This is a genomic window from Marinomonas fungiae (assembly GCF_001418205.1).
Classification (GTDB): Bacteria; Pseudomonadota; Gammaproteobacteria; order Pseudomonadales; family Marinomonadaceae; genus Marinomonas; species Marinomonas fungiae.
Genome location: NZ_LIQF01000002.1, coordinates 304,416 through 321,060 on the forward strand (window position 1 = coordinate 304,416; position 16,645 = coordinate 321,060).

General features: G+C 47.3%; 16 protein-coding genes. 12 read left to right on the forward strand and 4 right to left on the reverse strand.

Going from position 1 to position 16,645, the window contains the following annotated elements:
• Positions 1–117 precede the first annotated feature (117 nt).
• The 7 genes from ligA (at position 118) to ASC49_RS03910 (ending at position 5,430) form a co-directional block, all read left to right on the forward strand.
• Positions 118–510, forward strand: a complete 393-nt coding sequence (gene ligA, locus ASC49_RS03880; protein WP_055461905.1) for a protocatechuate 4,5-dioxygenase subunit alpha — start codon at positions 118–120, stop codon at positions 508–510.
• Positions 510–1,358, forward strand: a complete 849-nt coding sequence (locus ASC49_RS03885) for a class III extradiol dioxygenase subunit beta (RefSeq protein WP_055461906.1) — start codon at positions 510–512, stop codon at positions 1,356–1,358. Before ligA ends, ASC49_RS03885 begins: the two co-directional genes overlap by 1 nt.
• Positions 1,355–2,074, forward strand: a complete 720-nt coding sequence (locus tag ASC49_RS03890) for an alpha/beta fold hydrolase (protein WP_055461907.1) — start codon at positions 1,355–1,357, stop codon at positions 2,072–2,074. The genes ASC49_RS03885 and ASC49_RS03890 overlap by 4 nt, the downstream gene beginning before the upstream one ends.
• Entirely contained in the window at positions 2,061–2,510 is a 450-nt protein-coding gene (locus ASC49_RS03895) for a nuclear transport factor 2 family protein (protein ID WP_055461908.1), read from the forward strand. The genes ASC49_RS03890 and ASC49_RS03895 overlap by 14 nt, the downstream gene beginning before the upstream one ends.
• A 129-nt stretch (positions 2,511–2,639) precedes the next feature.
• Positions 2,640–3,620 (forward strand): TRAP transporter substrate-binding protein, encoded by a 981-nt coding sequence (locus ASC49_RS03900; protein ID WP_055461909.1) that lies wholly within the window; start codon positions 2,640–2,642, stop codon positions 3,618–3,620.
• Positions 3,621–3,622: 2 nt separating this feature from the next.
• Positions 3,623–4,129 (forward strand): TRAP transporter small permease, encoded by a 507-nt coding sequence (locus tag ASC49_RS03905; RefSeq protein ID WP_055461910.1) that lies wholly within the window; start codon positions 3,623–3,625, stop codon positions 4,127–4,129.
• Entirely contained in the window at positions 4,126–5,430 is a 1,305-nt protein-coding gene (locus ASC49_RS03910; RefSeq protein WP_055461911.1) for a TRAP transporter large permease, read from the forward strand. The genes ASC49_RS03905 and ASC49_RS03910 overlap by 4 nt, the downstream gene beginning before the upstream one ends.
• 81 nt (positions 5,431–5,511) lie before the next feature.
• Here ASC49_RS03910 and cpxA read toward each other — a convergent pair whose 3' ends face one another.
• Together cpxA and ASC49_RS03920 are read right to left on the reverse strand one after the other, a co-directional pair.
• Complete coding sequence (gene cpxA, locus ASC49_RS03915; protein ID WP_055461912.1) at positions 5,512–6,912, reverse strand: envelope stress sensor histidine kinase CpxA; 1,401 nt, start codon at positions 6,910–6,912, stop codon at positions 5,512–5,514.
• Positions 6,912–7,601: a response regulator gene (locus ASC49_RS03920; protein ID WP_055461913.1), complete on the reverse strand. Its 690-nt coding sequence runs from the start codon at positions 7,599–7,601 to the stop codon at positions 6,912–6,914. The genes cpxA and ASC49_RS03920 overlap by 1 nt, the downstream gene beginning before the upstream one ends.
• 188 nt (positions 7,602–7,789) lie before the next feature.
• On the opposite strand from ASC49_RS03920, the gene ASC49_RS03925 reads away from it, so the two are divergent.
• The 3 genes from ASC49_RS03925 (at position 7,790) to galU (ending at position 11,037) form a co-directional block, all read left to right on the forward strand.
• The gene (locus ASC49_RS03925) at positions 7,790–8,293 is read left to right on the forward strand and encodes a Spy/CpxP family protein refolding chaperone (protein WP_162265194.1); all 504 of its coding nucleotides are present in this window, start codon (positions 7,790–7,792) and stop codon (positions 8,291–8,293) included.
• Positions 8,294–8,485: 192 nt separating this feature from the next.
• Positions 8,486–9,772: an MFS transporter gene (locus ASC49_RS03930; RefSeq protein ID WP_055461915.1), complete on the forward strand. Its 1,287-nt coding sequence runs from the start codon at positions 8,486–8,488 to the stop codon at positions 9,770–9,772.
• Between the two features lie 434 nt (positions 9,773–10,206).
• Positions 10,207–11,037: a UTP--glucose-1-phosphate uridylyltransferase GalU gene (gene galU, locus ASC49_RS03935; RefSeq protein WP_055461916.1), complete on the forward strand. Its 831-nt coding sequence runs from the start codon at positions 10,207–10,209 to the stop codon at positions 11,035–11,037.
• Between the two features lie 78 nt (positions 11,038–11,115).
• On the opposite strand, the gene ASC49_RS03940 is transcribed toward galU, so the two are convergent.
• Positions 11,116–11,907 (reverse strand): inositol monophosphatase family protein, encoded by a 792-nt coding sequence (locus ASC49_RS03940; RefSeq protein ID WP_055461917.1) that lies wholly within the window; start codon positions 11,905–11,907, stop codon positions 11,116–11,118.
• 251 nt (positions 11,908–12,158) lie between these two features.
• Between ASC49_RS03940 and ASC49_RS03945 the strand changes: the two genes are divergently transcribed.
• Positions 12,159–12,887: an RNA methyltransferase gene (locus ASC49_RS03945; protein WP_055461918.1), complete on the forward strand. Its 729-nt coding sequence runs from the start codon at positions 12,159–12,161 to the stop codon at positions 12,885–12,887.
• 89 nt (positions 12,888–12,976) lie between these two features.
• Here ASC49_RS03945 and gndA read toward each other — a convergent pair whose 3' ends face one another.
• Positions 12,977–14,503 (reverse strand): NADP-dependent phosphogluconate dehydrogenase, encoded by a 1,527-nt coding sequence (gene gndA, locus ASC49_RS03950; RefSeq protein WP_055461919.1) that lies wholly within the window; start codon positions 14,501–14,503, stop codon positions 12,977–12,979.
• Between the two features lie 499 nt (positions 14,504–15,002).
• Between gndA and ASC49_RS03955 the strand changes: the two genes are divergently transcribed.
• Entirely contained in the window at positions 15,003–16,553 is a 1,551-nt protein-coding gene (locus ASC49_RS03955; RefSeq protein WP_055461920.1) for a phosphoenolpyruvate carboxykinase, read from the forward strand.
• Positions 16,554–16,645: the final 92 nt, after the last annotated feature.

Consider the following 16,645-nt stretch of genomic DNA (forward strand, 5'->3'; position numbering starts at 1 on the left):
TTTAAGATATAACCAAATTTTAAAGAATGTTTATAAAAGTGCATAGGACAGATGCAAATTGGCTGTGTAGTTTTAATGGAAAGTACTAATACATCTTTAGGCTGAAGCAGGAAGAGTATGAATTCTAATAATAACAACTACAGCGATATACCTGGTACCACGGTATTTGATGGCAACATGGCGCGCAAAGGGTTTCATTTGAATCAATTTTGCATGTCGTTAATGAAAGCCGCGAACCGAGAAGCGTTTAAGCATAATGAAAGCGCTTACCTAGACCGCTACCCACTGACGAATGCTCAGAAACAAGCCGTATTGGCTCGGGACTTTACCCAGCTTATTGCCCTTGGCGGCAACATCTATTACCTCGTCAAAATCAGCTCCTGCGACGGCTTAAGCGTCGCCGCAGCAGTGTCTACCATGACGGATCTCAGCACCGAAGAGTACCTTGATATGATGCGTAACGGTGGTCGTTCACCGGAAGGGAATCGCTATCGTAAGGAGCAGCAGTAATGGCAAAAATTCATGCGGGACTCGGCACCTCTCATATCCCTTTATTGGGACGCATTATGGATATTGGCGATAGTCATAAAGCTGAATGGGCGCCAGTCTTCTCGGGCTTTGACTTCACTCGGCAATGGATCAAAGAGCAACAGCCCGATGTGGTCATTTTGGTATACAACGATCACGCCACGACTTTTGATATGAAGTTTATCCCGACCTTTGCGATTGGCTGCGCTGAAGCGTTTCAACCTGCTGATGAAGGTTATGGCGCGCGTCCTGTGCCCATCGTAAAAGGTGCTCCAGAACTGGCATGGCACCTAACGGAATCGCTTATCTTGCAAGGTTTTGATATGACCATCGTGAATGAAATGGATGTGGATCATGGTCTGACAGTACCGCTGTCTATGGTATTCGGTGAGGTCGAAGAGTGGCCTTGTCGGGTCATTCCTTTGGCGGTGAATACAGTGGTCTATCCTGCGCCCACGGGTGAGCGTTGTTTGGCATTAGGTAAAGCGCTTCGAGAGGCGATTGAACAATTTCCCGAAGATTTGAACGTCCAAGTGTGGGGGACTGGTGGCATGAGTCATCAACTACTTGGAGAGCGAGCAGGCTTGATCAATCAGCCTTGGGATATCGCGTTTATGGACAGTTTAGCGGACGACTACCAGCGTTTAGCAGGGATTTCACAGGTAGAGTACATCCGTGAGTCGGGTACCGAAGGCTGTGAAATGGTGATGTGGCTGATTATGCGTGGCGCACTTAAAGCCAAGGTCAAAGAGGTGCATCGTCATTATCACGTTCCTGTCTCTAATACGGCTCTGGGTCACATTATTTTTGAAGAAGAGGTGTCCCAATGAAACCGAAACTAGTCTGTCTAACTGGCCTGCTTTGCGATGAGTTGGTGTGGCAAGAGGTAGCTAAACGGCTAGAAGCAATTGCGGATGTCAGCATTATCAGCTTTGCTGGCTTTGATGACTTAACAGCCATGGCGCAGCATGTATTAGAGCAGGTTCATGGTGAATTCGCTTTAGCTGGTCATTCCATGGGGGCTCGGGTGGCGTTGGAAGTGTACCGCTTAGCACCCGAGCGTGTGACTCATTTGGCGTTGCTGAATACCGGAGTGCATCCGAAATCTGAGAAAGAAGTCCCCGGGCGTATACGCTTACTTGAGCTTGCGCAAGAGCAGGGCACCAAGGCGCTTGCCGTGGATTGGTTAAGACCGATGATGTCATCTAAGGGGCTGTCGAATAGTGCTTTAATGGTGAAGCTTGAGGGGATGGTGAGTGCTTACTCTGTAGAGCAGTTTGCTGGGCAAATAAACGCTCTTTTGAATCGCCCTAATGCGCAGGCCATTTTAGCCACGATTACGGTGCCAACATTACTGCTATCTGGCACTGAGGATACTTGGAGCCCTGCGGCACAGCATCAAGCCATGCAAGAGTCCATCACTGGTAGCGAGCTGGTAGTGGTTGAAGGCGTGGGCCACATGGCCCCTGTGGAAGACCCGGAAAAAGTTGCCGTGGCGATGCAAGCTTGGTTAGAGAAAGGAAGTGAGGCTTATGAAAAGCGCTGATTTAGACACTATGTTGATCGAATGGCAATGTCAGAAATTAGTGACGCGTTCCATTAATTTACTGGACCAAAGCCGCTGGCAAGAGCTGTCTGAGTGCTACAGCGAAGATGCCGTATTGTATCGCCCGAGCGCACCACTAGACAAAATCGAAGGACGGGCGGCGATCCTGAAATCGTTTACCGAGCGTCCAAGCAAAGAAACCTGTCATGCCTTGAGCAATATGGAAGTGACAGTTCATGATTCGCTGTCCGCGACCGTGGTATCCCGAGTGGTACTTTTTTCTGGTGAGCAAAAAGCGCCGGATATCGAGACGATAGTGATGGCCAAAGCCAACGTGTTTATTGGCCGCTTTGTTGATCAATTAAAAAAGGTCGATGGCGAATGGTTAATTGCCAAGAGGCAAGGATCGATTGAACTACACTTCAAAGGGAGTTGATCAAAAACGCCTAATTGGCCGCCAACATATGAATTTTAAAAATAGGGCGCTGCACAGATAAGCTTCGTCCTTCGGTCCAAAATAAAAAACGTCCTTTTAGGGCACTAAGATCAAGATGGGAGTCATCATATGAATGTCAGTAAACTGCTTATTGCCGCATCGACGGCGATTGTATTGACCAGCCAAGTGGTTGCCGAAGAACTAAAGTTTGCCAACTTCACACCACCATTTCATACCATTAATGCCTCAGTCATTGAAAAACTAAACAATGACTTATCTGCCGCGACCAATGGTTCGTTGACGGTACGTGGTTATCATGGCGGCGAGTTGGGCTCGGGCCCTGCAGAGCAATACATTCGTGTACTACAAGGCGCTGCGGATATGGCGTGGGGCTTACCTGGCTATACCTCCTCACAATTTGGTAAAACCATGATTGCTGAGTTACCGGGGGCAATTCCAGAAGACATGCCAGGCTATCAAGCGTTGTGGCGTGCATTTGATGACAACCTTAGCCAAGAATTCCCAGGCACTAAACCGCTCGCGCTTTGGACGTCTGAGCCCAACATTTTCATTATGCGAGACAAAGTGATTCGTTCACCGCAAGATTTAAAAGGGCTGAAAGTGCGTGTCGCTGGGGCTACCGCTGCAGAGGTGGCAAAAGCCTTAGGTGCTACGCCAGTGCAAATGCCTATTAGCCAAGTGTATAACGCCATGCAAACCGGTTTGATTGACGGCGTAATTACGGGCGCATCCACTTTGAAAGACTTTAAATTGGACGAAGTGGCCGATGCCTTAACTCTCGGCGCACCACTAGGACGTTTGGCATTTTTTACCGTGTTAAATGCGCAGGTTTATAGCGACCTTAGTGCGGATCAGCAGGCAGCGGTGGACGCAGCCAGCGGTGCTGAGTTATCGAAAAGTGCCGAAGATGCTTGGCTAGCCACGGCTAATGCCGCGTTAGCAGCCGCGCGCGAAGACAGTGCCAATGCCATCGTCGAGCTAACCGATGCTGAAAAAGAGGCCTTTACTAAGGCGGTTTCCGGTGTCGTAAATAGCTATGTGAAAAGCGTTGACGGTGAAGATGCCCTAGCGGCGATGCAAGGCAATTAAGTATGCTGATCACCATTAGAAAGCTGGCGGATGGGCTAATTAGCCTGTCCGCTGCAATCGGAGCGCTGGGTCTGATCTTCATTATGTTGGTGATCCTTGTGGACGTGATTGGGCGGGCTTTTGGTTCGCCCATGTACGGCTCGCAGGACATTATTACCATGTCGATGACGGTGGTGGTATTTGGTGCTATGGCCATCTGTGATCGCACAGGTGGCCATATTTCTGTGGACTTGTTTGAGCGTACCTATCCTACTTGGCTGAACCGTGTCATTGATATTCTTGCTGCTTTATTGGGTGTCGTCATCTTTGTTGGTATTGCCTACGCGGTGAATGAAAGTGCCAAGCTATCTGCCATGTTGAACTTGTCGACCAACTTGCTGCGCCTGCCAAAAGTCTGGTTTCAAAATGGTTTGTCAGTGTTCGCGTTGTTAACGGCAATAGGTATATTGCTGCGCGCAATAGAGCTCACTTTTTCGGGACGTGATGTACGTAAGGGGGGCGCAGTATGAGTGCTTCAATGATTGGCATGCTCGGTATTCTGATCATGTTTGTGTTGCTGGTATTACGCGTACCCGTAGCGTTTGCCATGTTTGCGGTAGGCTTCGCTGGCATTACCATTCTGGACAGTAGTCGCTCGGCGTTTAGCTTATTAGCCTCAGAGAGCTTTACCTTAGCGTCGTCTCCTGAGCTAGTGGTGATTCCGTTGTTTATTCTGATGGGGAATGTGGCATCCGTCACGGGTATGAGCCAACGCTTATACGATGCGGCCTATGCCATTATTGGCCAATTTCGAGGCGGTTTAGCGTCCGCGACGGTGATTGGTTGTGGTGGTTTTGCCGCGTTATCGGGCTCGTCGGTGGCCTCAGCCTTGACGATGGGTAAGGTAGCGCTTGGGCAGATGGATCGTTTTAACTACAACACTCGTTTATCGACGGGTGTGGTGGCGGCGGGTGGTACTTTGGGAATCTTGATTCCGCCGTCTACAGGCTTTGTCATCTATGCCATCTTAACCGAGCAAAGCATTGGGCGCTTGTTCTTAGCAGGCGTGTTGCCGGGCATTCTGTTGCTGCTACTGTTCATCGTCATGATCATGGTGATTTGCTATTTCAAACCGGATTTTGGTCCCGCGGGACCAAAGACGAATTTACAAGAAAAGAGCAAAGCGATTCTTGGCGCAGGTCCGATCGTGGCGGTGATTTTGCTGACGATTGGCGGCATCTACGGTGGTTTATTTTCACCTGTTGAAGCAGCGGCCGTGGGGGCAGGTTTTGTCATTTTAGTGGGCTTTGTTAGTCGCTCTTTAAACATAAGAATGCTGTGGAAAGCGGCCCGCGATGCGGTAGTCACGACCGCTACGGTGATGTTAATTTTGATTGCTGCACACATGATTAATCCGTTTATGGCGCTTAGTCATATCCCCACGGCCGTCGGTGAGTTTTTGTCGATGCTGGATCTTGGGGTGACTGGGACGTTGATTTTAATCTTAATGATTTATCTGGTGCTGGGCTGCTTCTTGGAAGGGTTTGCGATGTTGGTGCTGACCTTGCCGATCTTCTTTCCGATCATAATGCAGCTAGGCATTGATCCCATTTGGTTTGGTGTGCTCACTGTGTTGACCCTTGAAATGGGGCTGATTTCTCCTCCGGTGGGAATTAACGTGTTTATTGTGAAATCGGTCGCTCCGAATGTGGAGTTGGGTGATATCTTCCGTGGCGTGTTGCCATTCTGGTTGATGATGATCTTAGCCGTGGCTTTGTTGATGGCTTTCCCGCAAATTGTATTGGTGCTACCCAATACCATGTTTGGTTAGCTTGAAATTTTGCTGATAGGAGAAGAAAGTGGCTTTAAATGAAGATTTAAAGCCACTTTTGTATTAATTGAATTGTGCTTTTTAGCTGACGAGCGGCAGTTTAATTTCTATTTTCAATCCGCCTAGATCACTTCTGAGCGCGCGAATACTGCCATTGTGCTGACGGATCGCATTCTCGGTAATAGCCAGTCCTAAGCCTGTGCCGCCAGAGTGTTGATCACGGGCGGTAGAGACTCGATAGAAGGGGCGGAAGATGGCTTCTCGTTCCTCTTCCTCGACGCCGTCACCGTCGTCTTCGACGAGGATAGTCAATTGTCGATGGTCTGCAGTCAGGGTCACGAGAATGTTCGATTTACCGTAGTAAATAGCGTTGCGTACAATATTTTCCAAAGCACTCATCAAGAGTGGCGGATGGCATAGAATCGTACGATCAGGGATGTGGGAAAAGGTAAGGTTTTTTCCCATCTGCTCAGCTTCGTATTGAGTGTCTTTAAGTAGCTCTTCCCATAGGCTTTGCAGCGGTTGCTGCTCTCGCTGATTATGACTATCTACCTGCATGCGTGACAATTCTAATAGGTTGCTAATCATGGATTCTAAACGCTGTGCTTCAGTTTCAATGCGTGTCAGTTCGGGGCTTTGACCGAGTTTTCGTTGGGCCAGAGAGTTCGCCATACCGAGTCGCGTCAAGGGGGAGCGCAATTCGTGGGAAATGTCTGACAGTAAGCGTTGTTGACGAGAAATCATTTGATTCACCGCCTCTACCATCTGATTAAAACTGGCGCCAGCCTGTCGGAATTCGGTGCTGCCTTTTTCAAGCTCTGGGTCAATGCTAAATTCACCACGAGCCACCCGTTGAGCGGCTTTTTCAAGACGGCGTGCGGGCTGGCTTAACGCCCATGCGAGCCATAATAATAACGGTGTACTAATCAACATGGTGACTAATAACAGCTGGAAGGGGTGATCAAACAGTTGGATTAAAAAGCTCGGCGGGCGTGCCCATTTAATACCGACATACAGCACGTAATCGCTGTTAGCCAGTTGGATGGGCATTGGACCTGCCAATAGAAAGCGCCCATACAATCGTTGCTGCGGCACCTTGTCATCTTCAATATTCGTGACAAAGTTTCGCAGTGCGCGCGCACTCATTGAGCGATGCTCGTAGGGGGATAATAGATTGCCTTCGGCGTCGGTAATAAACAGCTCTAAACCGCCGTCATTGCCATGTGCATTGTGTTGGTGACGTTCATCGGTGCGTTGTTTGATTTGCCAAACGATGCTTTTAATATCGTTTTGATCGGCAAATTGTTTTTCGATGCGGTCTCGTATCTCAAGTAAGCGCTGGTAGTGGTCTTTTGGTACATCGGTCATTTTACGTGGATCAAGGTGCTGTAATGACAGCACTGCCATCAATACCAAAAACATGGTGAACCAAAAAATGGCAAAGATGCGACCGTAAAGGTTGGTGATTTTGGGTAGACGCATCAACTATCGCCTTCGGTGAGTAAGTAACCACGGCCACGAAGTGTTTTGATTCGTGGTTTGCCATTATCCCAATCGGGGAGTTTTTTTCGTAGGTTGGAGACGTGCATATCTATGGCACGGTCAAAAGGCGCAAGGCGTTTGCCCAGCACATCGAGACTCAGACTTTCTTTCGTCAAAATTTGGCCCGGATGTAACAAGAAGTGATGCAACAGCGCAAACTCGGTGCTGGTCAACTCCAGTAACGTATCGTCGCAGTAGGCTTCAATCTTGCCGGGATAAAGTTTGATATCGAAGTATTCAATGACATCGGCATGGGGCGAGTGTTGTCGAGTTTGTACCCGCCGTAAAATCGCGCGCATGCGCGCCAGTAGCTCTCGTTCACTAAAAGGTTTCGCCAAGTAATCGTCCGCACCAAGCTCTAGTCCGACAACACGGTCAATCTCTTCGCCTTTAGCGGTCAGCATTAACACCGGTGTATCTGAATGCTCTCGTAAGCGACGTAGGGTGTCGATACCGTTCAGCTTAGGCATCATCACATCCAGCAGAATCAGATCGATCTGCGGAGTGAGCATCGCTAATCCAGCTTCTCCGTCATGAGCGACTGATACCGTAAAATTTTCATAGGTGAATACTTCGGTCAGTAGCTCAGTCAGTTCTACGTCATCGTCGATAAGAAGAATATGGGCCATGAATGTCTCGCGTGTCGGGTTGTGCAAAAAAATTGTCTTAAGTGTACTGAGAAACGCCTCAGGCTGTCCTGTCTTTACGATACTTTACCTTTGCCAGACAGCGCTTTACCTTGCGCGAATTATTCTATCTTCAAGCGCTGAGACATCAGCCAAACGACATCCCATTGATAGAGGTACTGAAGATGAACATGAATAAAAAACTAATCGCTGCTGCGCTAGCATTACCACTGTTCCTAGGCTCTGCTGCCTACGCAGATGGTCATCAAGGTGATAAAGGTAGTCACGCTAAAAAAGGACACGGTGCTTGTGGTGATGAATCGGCTCTGATGGCCGAGCTGAATTTAACCGATGAGCAAAAGTCTGAAGTCAAAGCTTTGCGTCAGGCGAACCGTGAGCAAATGAAGGCGTATTTCGAGCAGCACGGTGAAGGGATGATGGCCGAGCGACAAAAACAGCAAGCTGACATGCAAAAACTGGTCATGGCAGACTCGTTCGACGAAAAGGCAGCACAAAAATTAGCGGATGGTAAAGCGCAAAAGCAGGCCAGTATGATGGTGAAAAAACTGCAAGCCGAACATCAGATGGTGAGTCTATTAAGCGCTGAACAAAAAGTGAAGTACGCCAAGCTTAAGCAGGAGCAAAAGCAAGCCTGCCAAGACGAGCATGGTAAGAAACGTCACGGTAAAAATTAGTAATCTTGTTTTGTTGATGTTTTATGATTAACGCCAAACACCGCAGCGCATTGCTCTGCGGTGTTTGCTGTTTAAACAAGGTCGTGCTGCATGTGAGTTGCGTGAACAATTCCCTATACAGTTAAAGGATTTAGTGACACAGTGTATGCTATACACATGTTGATAACGCTGTGAATCCTAGGAGTGCGATTCGTGTTTAAACAAACCTTGCTACCGATTTGGAGCCTATTGTTTGGGGTGGCCATTATTACGATGGCCAGTGCGTTGCAAAGTTCGTTGATTGGTATCCGAGCTTCAATTGAAGCGTTCAATACGACGGCCACAGGTTTGATCATGTCGTCCTACTATGTCGGATTTATCTTAGGTTCGATTTTAGTCCCGATATGGGTAAAGAATGTCGGTCATATTCGTGTCTTTGCAGCGGTAGCATCCTTGGCCTCTGTCACTATTCTGATGCAATCTGTGGTCGTGAATCCTTGGTTTTGGATGAGCATGCGGATGGGGACAGGCTTATGTTATGCCGGTTTGTTTATTGTTACGGAAAGCTGGCTAAACGGTATTGCAACCAATAATACTCGCGGGCGTTTGTTTTCGATCTATATTATCGAAATTTGGGCCAGCCAAACCCTCGGCCAGTTCTTGTTAAACGTCTCTTCTCCAAGTGGTTATGGCCTTTTCATTCTGACTTCCGTCTTGATTTCTATGGCATTGGTACCGTTACTGCTGGTGCGTACCCCATCCCCTACGATCGAAGTACCAGAGAAGCTTAATTTGGCGGGACTCATCAAGGCTGCGCCGTTAGGTGCAAGCGGCGCTTTTGTGGCTGGGATTACCTCTGGGGCGATCCTTGGCTTAGGGGCGCTCTATGGTAAAAGTATCGGTTTAGATGTGGCGGAAATCTCCATTTTTATGGGGGCTAGCTACATTGGTGGCATGTTGCTGCAATGGCCAATCGGCAAGTTTTCTGATAACCAAGATCGTCGCATGACTATTTTGTGGGTGGGCGTTGTGGCAGGTATTACGGCGTTGGTCGTACCAATCGGTCACGGTATGGAGAGCTTGGTTGTCATGATGATCGGTATGTTCTTGGTCGGTGCGTTCACTTTCCCGATGTATTCTCTATCGTCTTCTCATTTAAATGATCACTTACGCCCAGAGCAGATTTTGTCGGCCAGTAGTGGCTTGATTTTGCTCAATGGCGCTGGTGGTGTTTTAGGACCGTTGGTGGCTTCGGCGATGATGGACTTCCTGCATCTCGATGCGTTGTTTGTCATGATTGCCTGCATGAATCTAGCGATGGCTGCTTTTGCTTGGACACGTATTCGCGCTAAGGCCGCGCCAATCACAGTGGAAGAGCAGGGCGATCATGTGCATGTGGGGATTGCCATGTCGCCTGTGGTGGCAGCAGAAATGCTCTCTGAAGCAGATGTAAACACCCCTAATACATCACAGTCTAATGAAGTTGAAATGAAGTTATAGGGCGTTTTCGCTGATGTCAGTAATCTCTAAGTAAGTCCGTTGTAAAACTTGTGAACATTGTCAAACGCCTCTGTTCAGGGAAGCTCGGTTGAGTTTATGATGTGTTCCACTAAGTTTCCCTGAGTAAAGAGTATGGTCTTGCTTAAGAGCGATGTGCAGTTTCGAATCTTGCGCATTAAAGAGTCTGGCACGGTCTATGCTTCGATAATAAGGGTACACATTTAAGAGACGCTGTAGAGTGGCAACCCCAGTTCTCTTTTCCTACTTTGGCGTTTCCCATGCTGTTTTTAGAGTATGGATATGAGTTGGGAAGCCCTGTGTTAGAGTTTTTAACTCAGGTTGTTCAGAGTGCCACTCGAACAGTGTTATTTTATTGGGGTCTGCCGTGCGGTATTGGATAGGCGGCCTGTGAGCTTGTTTTATAAGGAAAGATTATGATTCGTAAATGTTTGTTCCCTGTAGCGGGTTATGGCACGCGTTTCTTACCTGCAACGAAGTCTATGCCAAAGGAAATGCTTCCTATCGTTAATAAGCCGTTGGTGCAGTACGGTGTTGAGGAAGCGGTTGAAGCGGGTCTTGATAACATTACTTTTGTAACCGGTCGCGGTAAACGCGCCATCGCTGACCACTTTGATATCAGTTACGAACTTGAACACCAAATTGCTGGCACGGCCAAAGAAGAGTATTTAGTTGGTATTCGTAAAATCATTGATCAGGTAAATTTCTCGTTCACTCGCCAACATGAAATGAAAGGGTTGGGTCATGCGATCTTAACCGGCGAGCCATTAATTGGTGATGAGGCTTTTGGTGTAGTGTTGGCCGATGACCTATGCATTGGTGGCGAATACGATGGTGTGATGGCGCAAATGGCGAAGCTGTTTAAACAGTTCCGTTGTTCGATTGTGGCTATTCAAGAAGTGCCTGAAGATGAGGTGCACAAGTACGGTGTGATTGCGGGTGAATCCATTAGTGATGATATTTTCCGTGTTACTAACATGGTGGAAAAACCTAAGAAAGAAGATGCGCCTTCTAATTTAGCGATCATTGGGCGTTACATCCTAACACCGGATATCTTCGAAAAGATCCGCGAAACACCACCAGGTGCCAACGGTGAAGTGCAAATTACCGATGCGATTTTGCGTCAAGCCCAAGAAGGCTGTGTGTTGGCATACAAATTCAAAGGTCGCCGTTTTGACTGTGGTAGTGTGGATGGTTTTGTTGAAGCAACCAACTACTGCTACGAGAACATCTACAAAGCGAAGTAAGTGTTTTAGCTTGAAACGAAAAAGCCAGCTCGAATGAGCTGGCTTTTTTATGCTTTGAACGCAATCAAACCACAGGGCTTACGCACCGAGTTGCTTGTTTAGGATTGGTAGCAAGTATTTGAATAGACGAGGGTTGGCACACAGTACATTACCAGTCTCGTAGTTTGGCGCGCCATCAAAGCCAGCAAATAGGCAGCCAGCTTCTTTCGCGATAAATAGCGGCGCTTGTACTTCCCATTCACGTAGGTCAAGACCCCAAGCAGCGTCTAAACGACCTGCCGCAACGTTTGCTAGCATCGTTGCAGGAGCGTCCTGCATAACAACACGTGCGCCTTTGTTGGCTACTTCTTCTAGTACTTTAAATTGGCCTGTTGCGTAGGCAATCGTATTTTCCGTACCAGGGAACTGAGTCGCAAGCGTAGTGTTCTCAAGAGAGCGTGCAGCGCCAGTACGAATACGAGAGTTGTTTAGGTATGCGCCACGACCTTTACTTGCGTAAAACTCGTCACGAGTAGATGGGTTAACTAGTAGAGCATGCTCCACTTTACCCGCAACTAGGTAGCTAATAGTGATTGCGTAACCAGATAGACCACGAGTAAACAAGTGCTGGCCTTGAATTGCATCTACCACCCATTCACCTTCTTTACCTTCTTGAACGGTGCCCTGTAGACGAGTAGTAATCTTGTCTGCTGGGTAAGCTTTTTCTAAGTGGTGAACAATACTACGCTCTGCGCCTGTGCATACGTTTTGATAAACTTCTGCAGCATTTTGACCTGCTTCTTTGTCAAAAAGCATTTTTTCTTGCGCGTGGATGATGAAGTCTGCGGCAGCGCGAGCCGCTTTCATAGCGACATTAATTCGTGGTTGCATGGGATACCAATATTGAATCAATAGGGCAGCTACTGTCTTGTGGACAGTTCGTTGCGGTTAAAGTGTTAAAGAGCGTGTTTGATGCAATGATACTGTTTACGCATCAATTTCAGTGGGCGCGAATTCTAGCCCAAAAGCTCAGACTAATCTAGCTAAAAAGTGGTTAAATTCTGTTCAAATGCTGGGTTATTGTTAATTCTCTGATACCATGGTGTCCTTATTGCACCTGAGAACATTGGTATAACGTCGATATGCAACAAAACATTAAAATCGTGCTGGTGAATACGTCCCATCCCGGCAACATTGGTGGCGCAGCACGCGCCATGAAAAACATGGGATTGAGTGAACTGGTATTGGTTGATCCCAAGCTTTTCCCTCATGATGAAGCGGTCAGTCGTGCCTCTGGCGCAACCGATATTTTGGACAATGCTAGAATTGTTGCGACCCTAGAGGAAGCGATCGCAGATTGCCAGTTGGCAATTGGTACGAGCGCCCGTGAACGTCATATACCATGGCCACTAGTGGATCCTCGTCAGGCAGCGGATTTGGTTTTTAAAGAGCAGCTGAAAACCGCATTTGTGTTTGGCCGTGAAGATCGAGGCTTAACCAACGAAGAGCTACAGCGTTGCCACTACCATGTTCATATTCCATCGGTAGAAGGCTTTAGTTCACTGAACTTAGCTGCTGCGGTGCAAGTGATTGCTTACGAACTGCGTATGCAAGAGTTGAGCTTGCAGGACGGTCCAATTGTAAAGAGTAAGTGGGATGTTCCAGCAGCGACTTCTGAGCAACTGGATTACATGCTTGGTCACCTTGAGAAAGTATTAGGAGACATTGAATTTCTGGATCCTAAAGCGCCACGTCAGGTCATGACCCGTTTCCGTCGCTTGTTTCAACGTTCACAATTAGATCAACAGGAAGTAGGCATGTTGCGTGGCATGTTAACGGCTATTGAGAAGCAGCAGCCTAAAGGAGAATAAACCTTTGGCGGCTTTTTTTCAGCAAACAAAAGGCCCGCTTAGCATGCTAAGCGGGCCTTTTAGTATGAGCTGAGAGGCACTACAAAAGCTTATTTTACTTTTGTTTCTGGGCGGCCTTCTTCCTGCCAATGGGTGTGAAATTTCTCACCCGGTTCAGCATCGATACGCTCGTAAGTGTGAGCGCCGAAGTAGTCCCGTTGTGCTTGAAGCAAGTTCGCAGGTAGCACTTCTGAGCGGTAGCCATCGAAGTAAGCTAGGGCAGAGTAGAATGACGGTGTTGGGATACCTGACTGAGCGGCCAATACCACTGCATCACGTAGACCTTTTTGTTTCTCTGCCATCGCGTTAGCAAAGTAGTCGTCTAGTAATAGGTTTTCCAGCTCGTGGTTTTTCTCAAATGCATCGGCGATCTTTTGTAGGAAAGAGGCACGAATGATACAACCACCACGCCAAATTTTAGCGATGCCGATAAAGTTCAGTTCCCAGTTATATTCTGCTTGCGCAGCACGCATTAACTGGAAGCCTTGTGCGTAGGCGCAAATCTTGGCGCAGTAGAGTGCGTTTTCGATGGCTTGTACAACGGCATCAGCATCGATTTCGGAGAAGTCGATGTCTGCGGTTAGGAAGCTAGAGGCTTTCTCACGTTCTGCTGTCAGAGTTGACAGCGCGCGAGCGTAGACAGATTCACTGATAATGCCTGCAGGCACGCCCATTTGTGTAGCGCTAATTGATGTCCAACGTCCTGTGCCTTTTTGGCCAGCGCTGTCCAGAATCATGTCGACCAGCGGCGCGCCTGTTTTAGCGTCGTACTGCTGTAGAATGTCGGCGGAGATTTCTACTAGGTAGCTGTTCAGAACGCCTTGGTTCCATTTTTCAAATAACTTGCCGATTTCTGCTGGCTCGTAGCCCAGTAGAGAGCGAAGTAAATGGTAGGCTTCACAAATAAGCTGCATGTCCGCGTATTCGATGCCATTGTGGACCATCTTAACATAGTGGCCGGCACCATTAGGGCCTAAGTAGGCGGTACATGGTTCACCTTCTTTAACAGGCTGACCAGGTGTGCGAGTTTCAATAGGCTTGCCGTTGGCATCGACTTTGGCTGCTACCGCTTCCCACATTGGCTGCAGGTATTTCCAAGAGTCTGCGTCACCGCCTGGCATTAGAGAAGGACCAAAACGAGCACCAACTTCCCCACCCGATACGGCTGTACCAAAGAATTTGAATTGATCTTTGTACTGGCTTTCTCGGCGAATAGTGTCTGTCCATTGGCTATTGCCGCAATCTACAACGATGTCTTCAGGGTTCAGGCCTGCTTCAATCAAGTTTTGGCAAACCGCATCCACTGGGTCACCCGCTGGTACTAGAACCACAATAACGCGTGGGCTAACCAGCATATCGAGCATTTGCTTAATGTTGTCACAACCAATGATTCTCGCTTCGTCGACGGAGTCAGGACGCTCTTTGGCTTCAGTTGCCAGTACGTCTTGTACTTTATCTTTGTCGAGATCAAAACCCGCAACGCGATAACCGTGGTCGGCTAGGTTAAGGGCCAAGTTTTTACCCATGACACCTAGTCCAACGAATCCGATGTTGCAGCTCTGATTCACGTTTTGCATAGCTTTAGGTCTACCTTTGTTTCGAACAGGGGGAAGGTTAGAAAGAATCCTACCATGAACCTGGGCTTTCAAGCCTGACTTATGGGCAGGTTAAAAGTTGAATTATTGTGGAAGTTAATAATTTCAGCGGGGATTTTAGTCGAGAATTCGCGTAATTTCGAGCAATAATCCTGAAATAGTCGTTAGTTCTAAAAAATACGTAAACCACAGGCTATATAACTTTACGCTATAGAAAAATGTAATATAAAAACAAAACTGTAATTTATTTTCATAAATATTTTATTATTACAGTTTAAATATTAATCTATCTATCATCTATTCAAACCTAAAGCTTAGCTATATCAACAACTTAAGTGTCGTTTTTGGTTGTGTTGAGTTGAAATAAAATAACACTTTGTTATATCAATATGTTTTTTTAGATTCGTTTGTTACTATAGATCCATCCCCAATAATAACTATTAAAAAAATGTGTAACCTTTTGTTCAGAGGACCATAGAGTATGAACAATAGAACTAATGACCTAATCCTACGTAACTTAAATACCGCTCAGCTAGTAGAGAATGCGTTGGCTGATGGTGAAGGTGTTCTGGCAGATACTGGCGCTCTAGTTGTAGAAACTGGTGCTCGTACAGGTCGATCTCCTATGGATCGTTTCATTGTTGAAGAAGATACAACAAAAGATACGATTCATTGGGGTCCAGTAAATCGCCCATTTCCTGAAGAAAAATTCGCACCGCTTTGGGATCGCGTTGAAGCGTACCTAGATGCGAAAAAGTCTTACCAATCAGAAGTTCATGTTGGTGCTGGCGATGAGTATTACATCCCTGTGCAGATGCGAACTGAAACGGCTTGGCAACATTTGTTTGGTCGCAATCTATTCATTGATCCTGAGTCTTACAACCCAGCGGCGAAAAATGAATGGAAAATCTTGAACGTTCCAACATTTGAATGCCAGCCAGAGCGCGATGGTACTAACTCTGATGGTTGCGTCATCTTAAACTTTAAAGAACGTAAGGTTCTGATTGCCGGCATGCGTTACGCGGGTGAAATGAAGAAGGCCATGTTCTCAGTGCAAAACTACCTGTTGCCTGCGCAAGATGTGCTACCAATGCACTGTGCGGCGAACGTAGGCAGTGAAGGCGATGTAACTTTGTTCTTCGGTCTATCTGGTACCGGTAAAACAACCCTCTCTGCCGATGAATCTCGTTTCCTAATTGGTGACGACGAGCACGGTTGGGGTAAAGGAACGGTATTTAACATTGAAGGTGGTTGCTACGCCAAAACCATCGACCTTTCTGAAAAGAATGAGCCGGTGATTTGGAAAGCGATCAAATTCGGTACAGTTCTTGAGAACGTAGTGTTGGATGGTCAGCGTCACGCGGACTACACAGATGTTTCTCTAACGCAAAATGGTCGTGCGGGCTACCCACTGACAAGTGTTGATAAGCGCTCAGAGCACAATCGCGCTGGCGAACCGAATTCCGTGATCTTCCTGACTTGTGATTTGACTGGTGTATTGCCGCCTGTGTCTATCTTGACAAAAGAAGCGGCTGCTTATCACTTCCTAAGCGGTTACACAGCGCTAGTAGGCTCTACTGAGATGGGTGCGGGTAGCGGTATCAAATCTACTTTCTCTACGTGTTTTGGTGCGCCATTCTTCCCGCGTTCTGCCGATGTGTACGCCGACCTACTGATTAAGCGTATTGAAGAATTCGGTAGTAAAGTTTACCTAGTAAATACTGGTTGGACTGGTGGTGCTCATGGTAAAGGCGGAAAACGCTTTAGCATCCCAACAACGCGTGCTGTGATTGCTGCAATCCAATCTGGAGCCCTAGTAGACGTTGAAACGGTTCATCTAGAGCAACTAAATGTAGACGTGCCAACTCAAGTTGAAGGGGTGGATTCTGTGCTGTTGAATCCTCGTGATACTTGGGAAGACAAAGCCGCATACGATGAGCAGGCGAAAGGCTTGATTGCGCAATTCGTTGAGAACTTCAAGAAGTTTGAGACGGTATCGGAAGAAATTATTAACGCTGGTCCAAAGCTTTAATTTTATTCTGACAAAGCTTTACAAAAAGGCCGCGCTAAATGCGCGGCTTTTTTACATTCCTACCTATCTTCCTGCTAGAGTGTTCAAGTCTG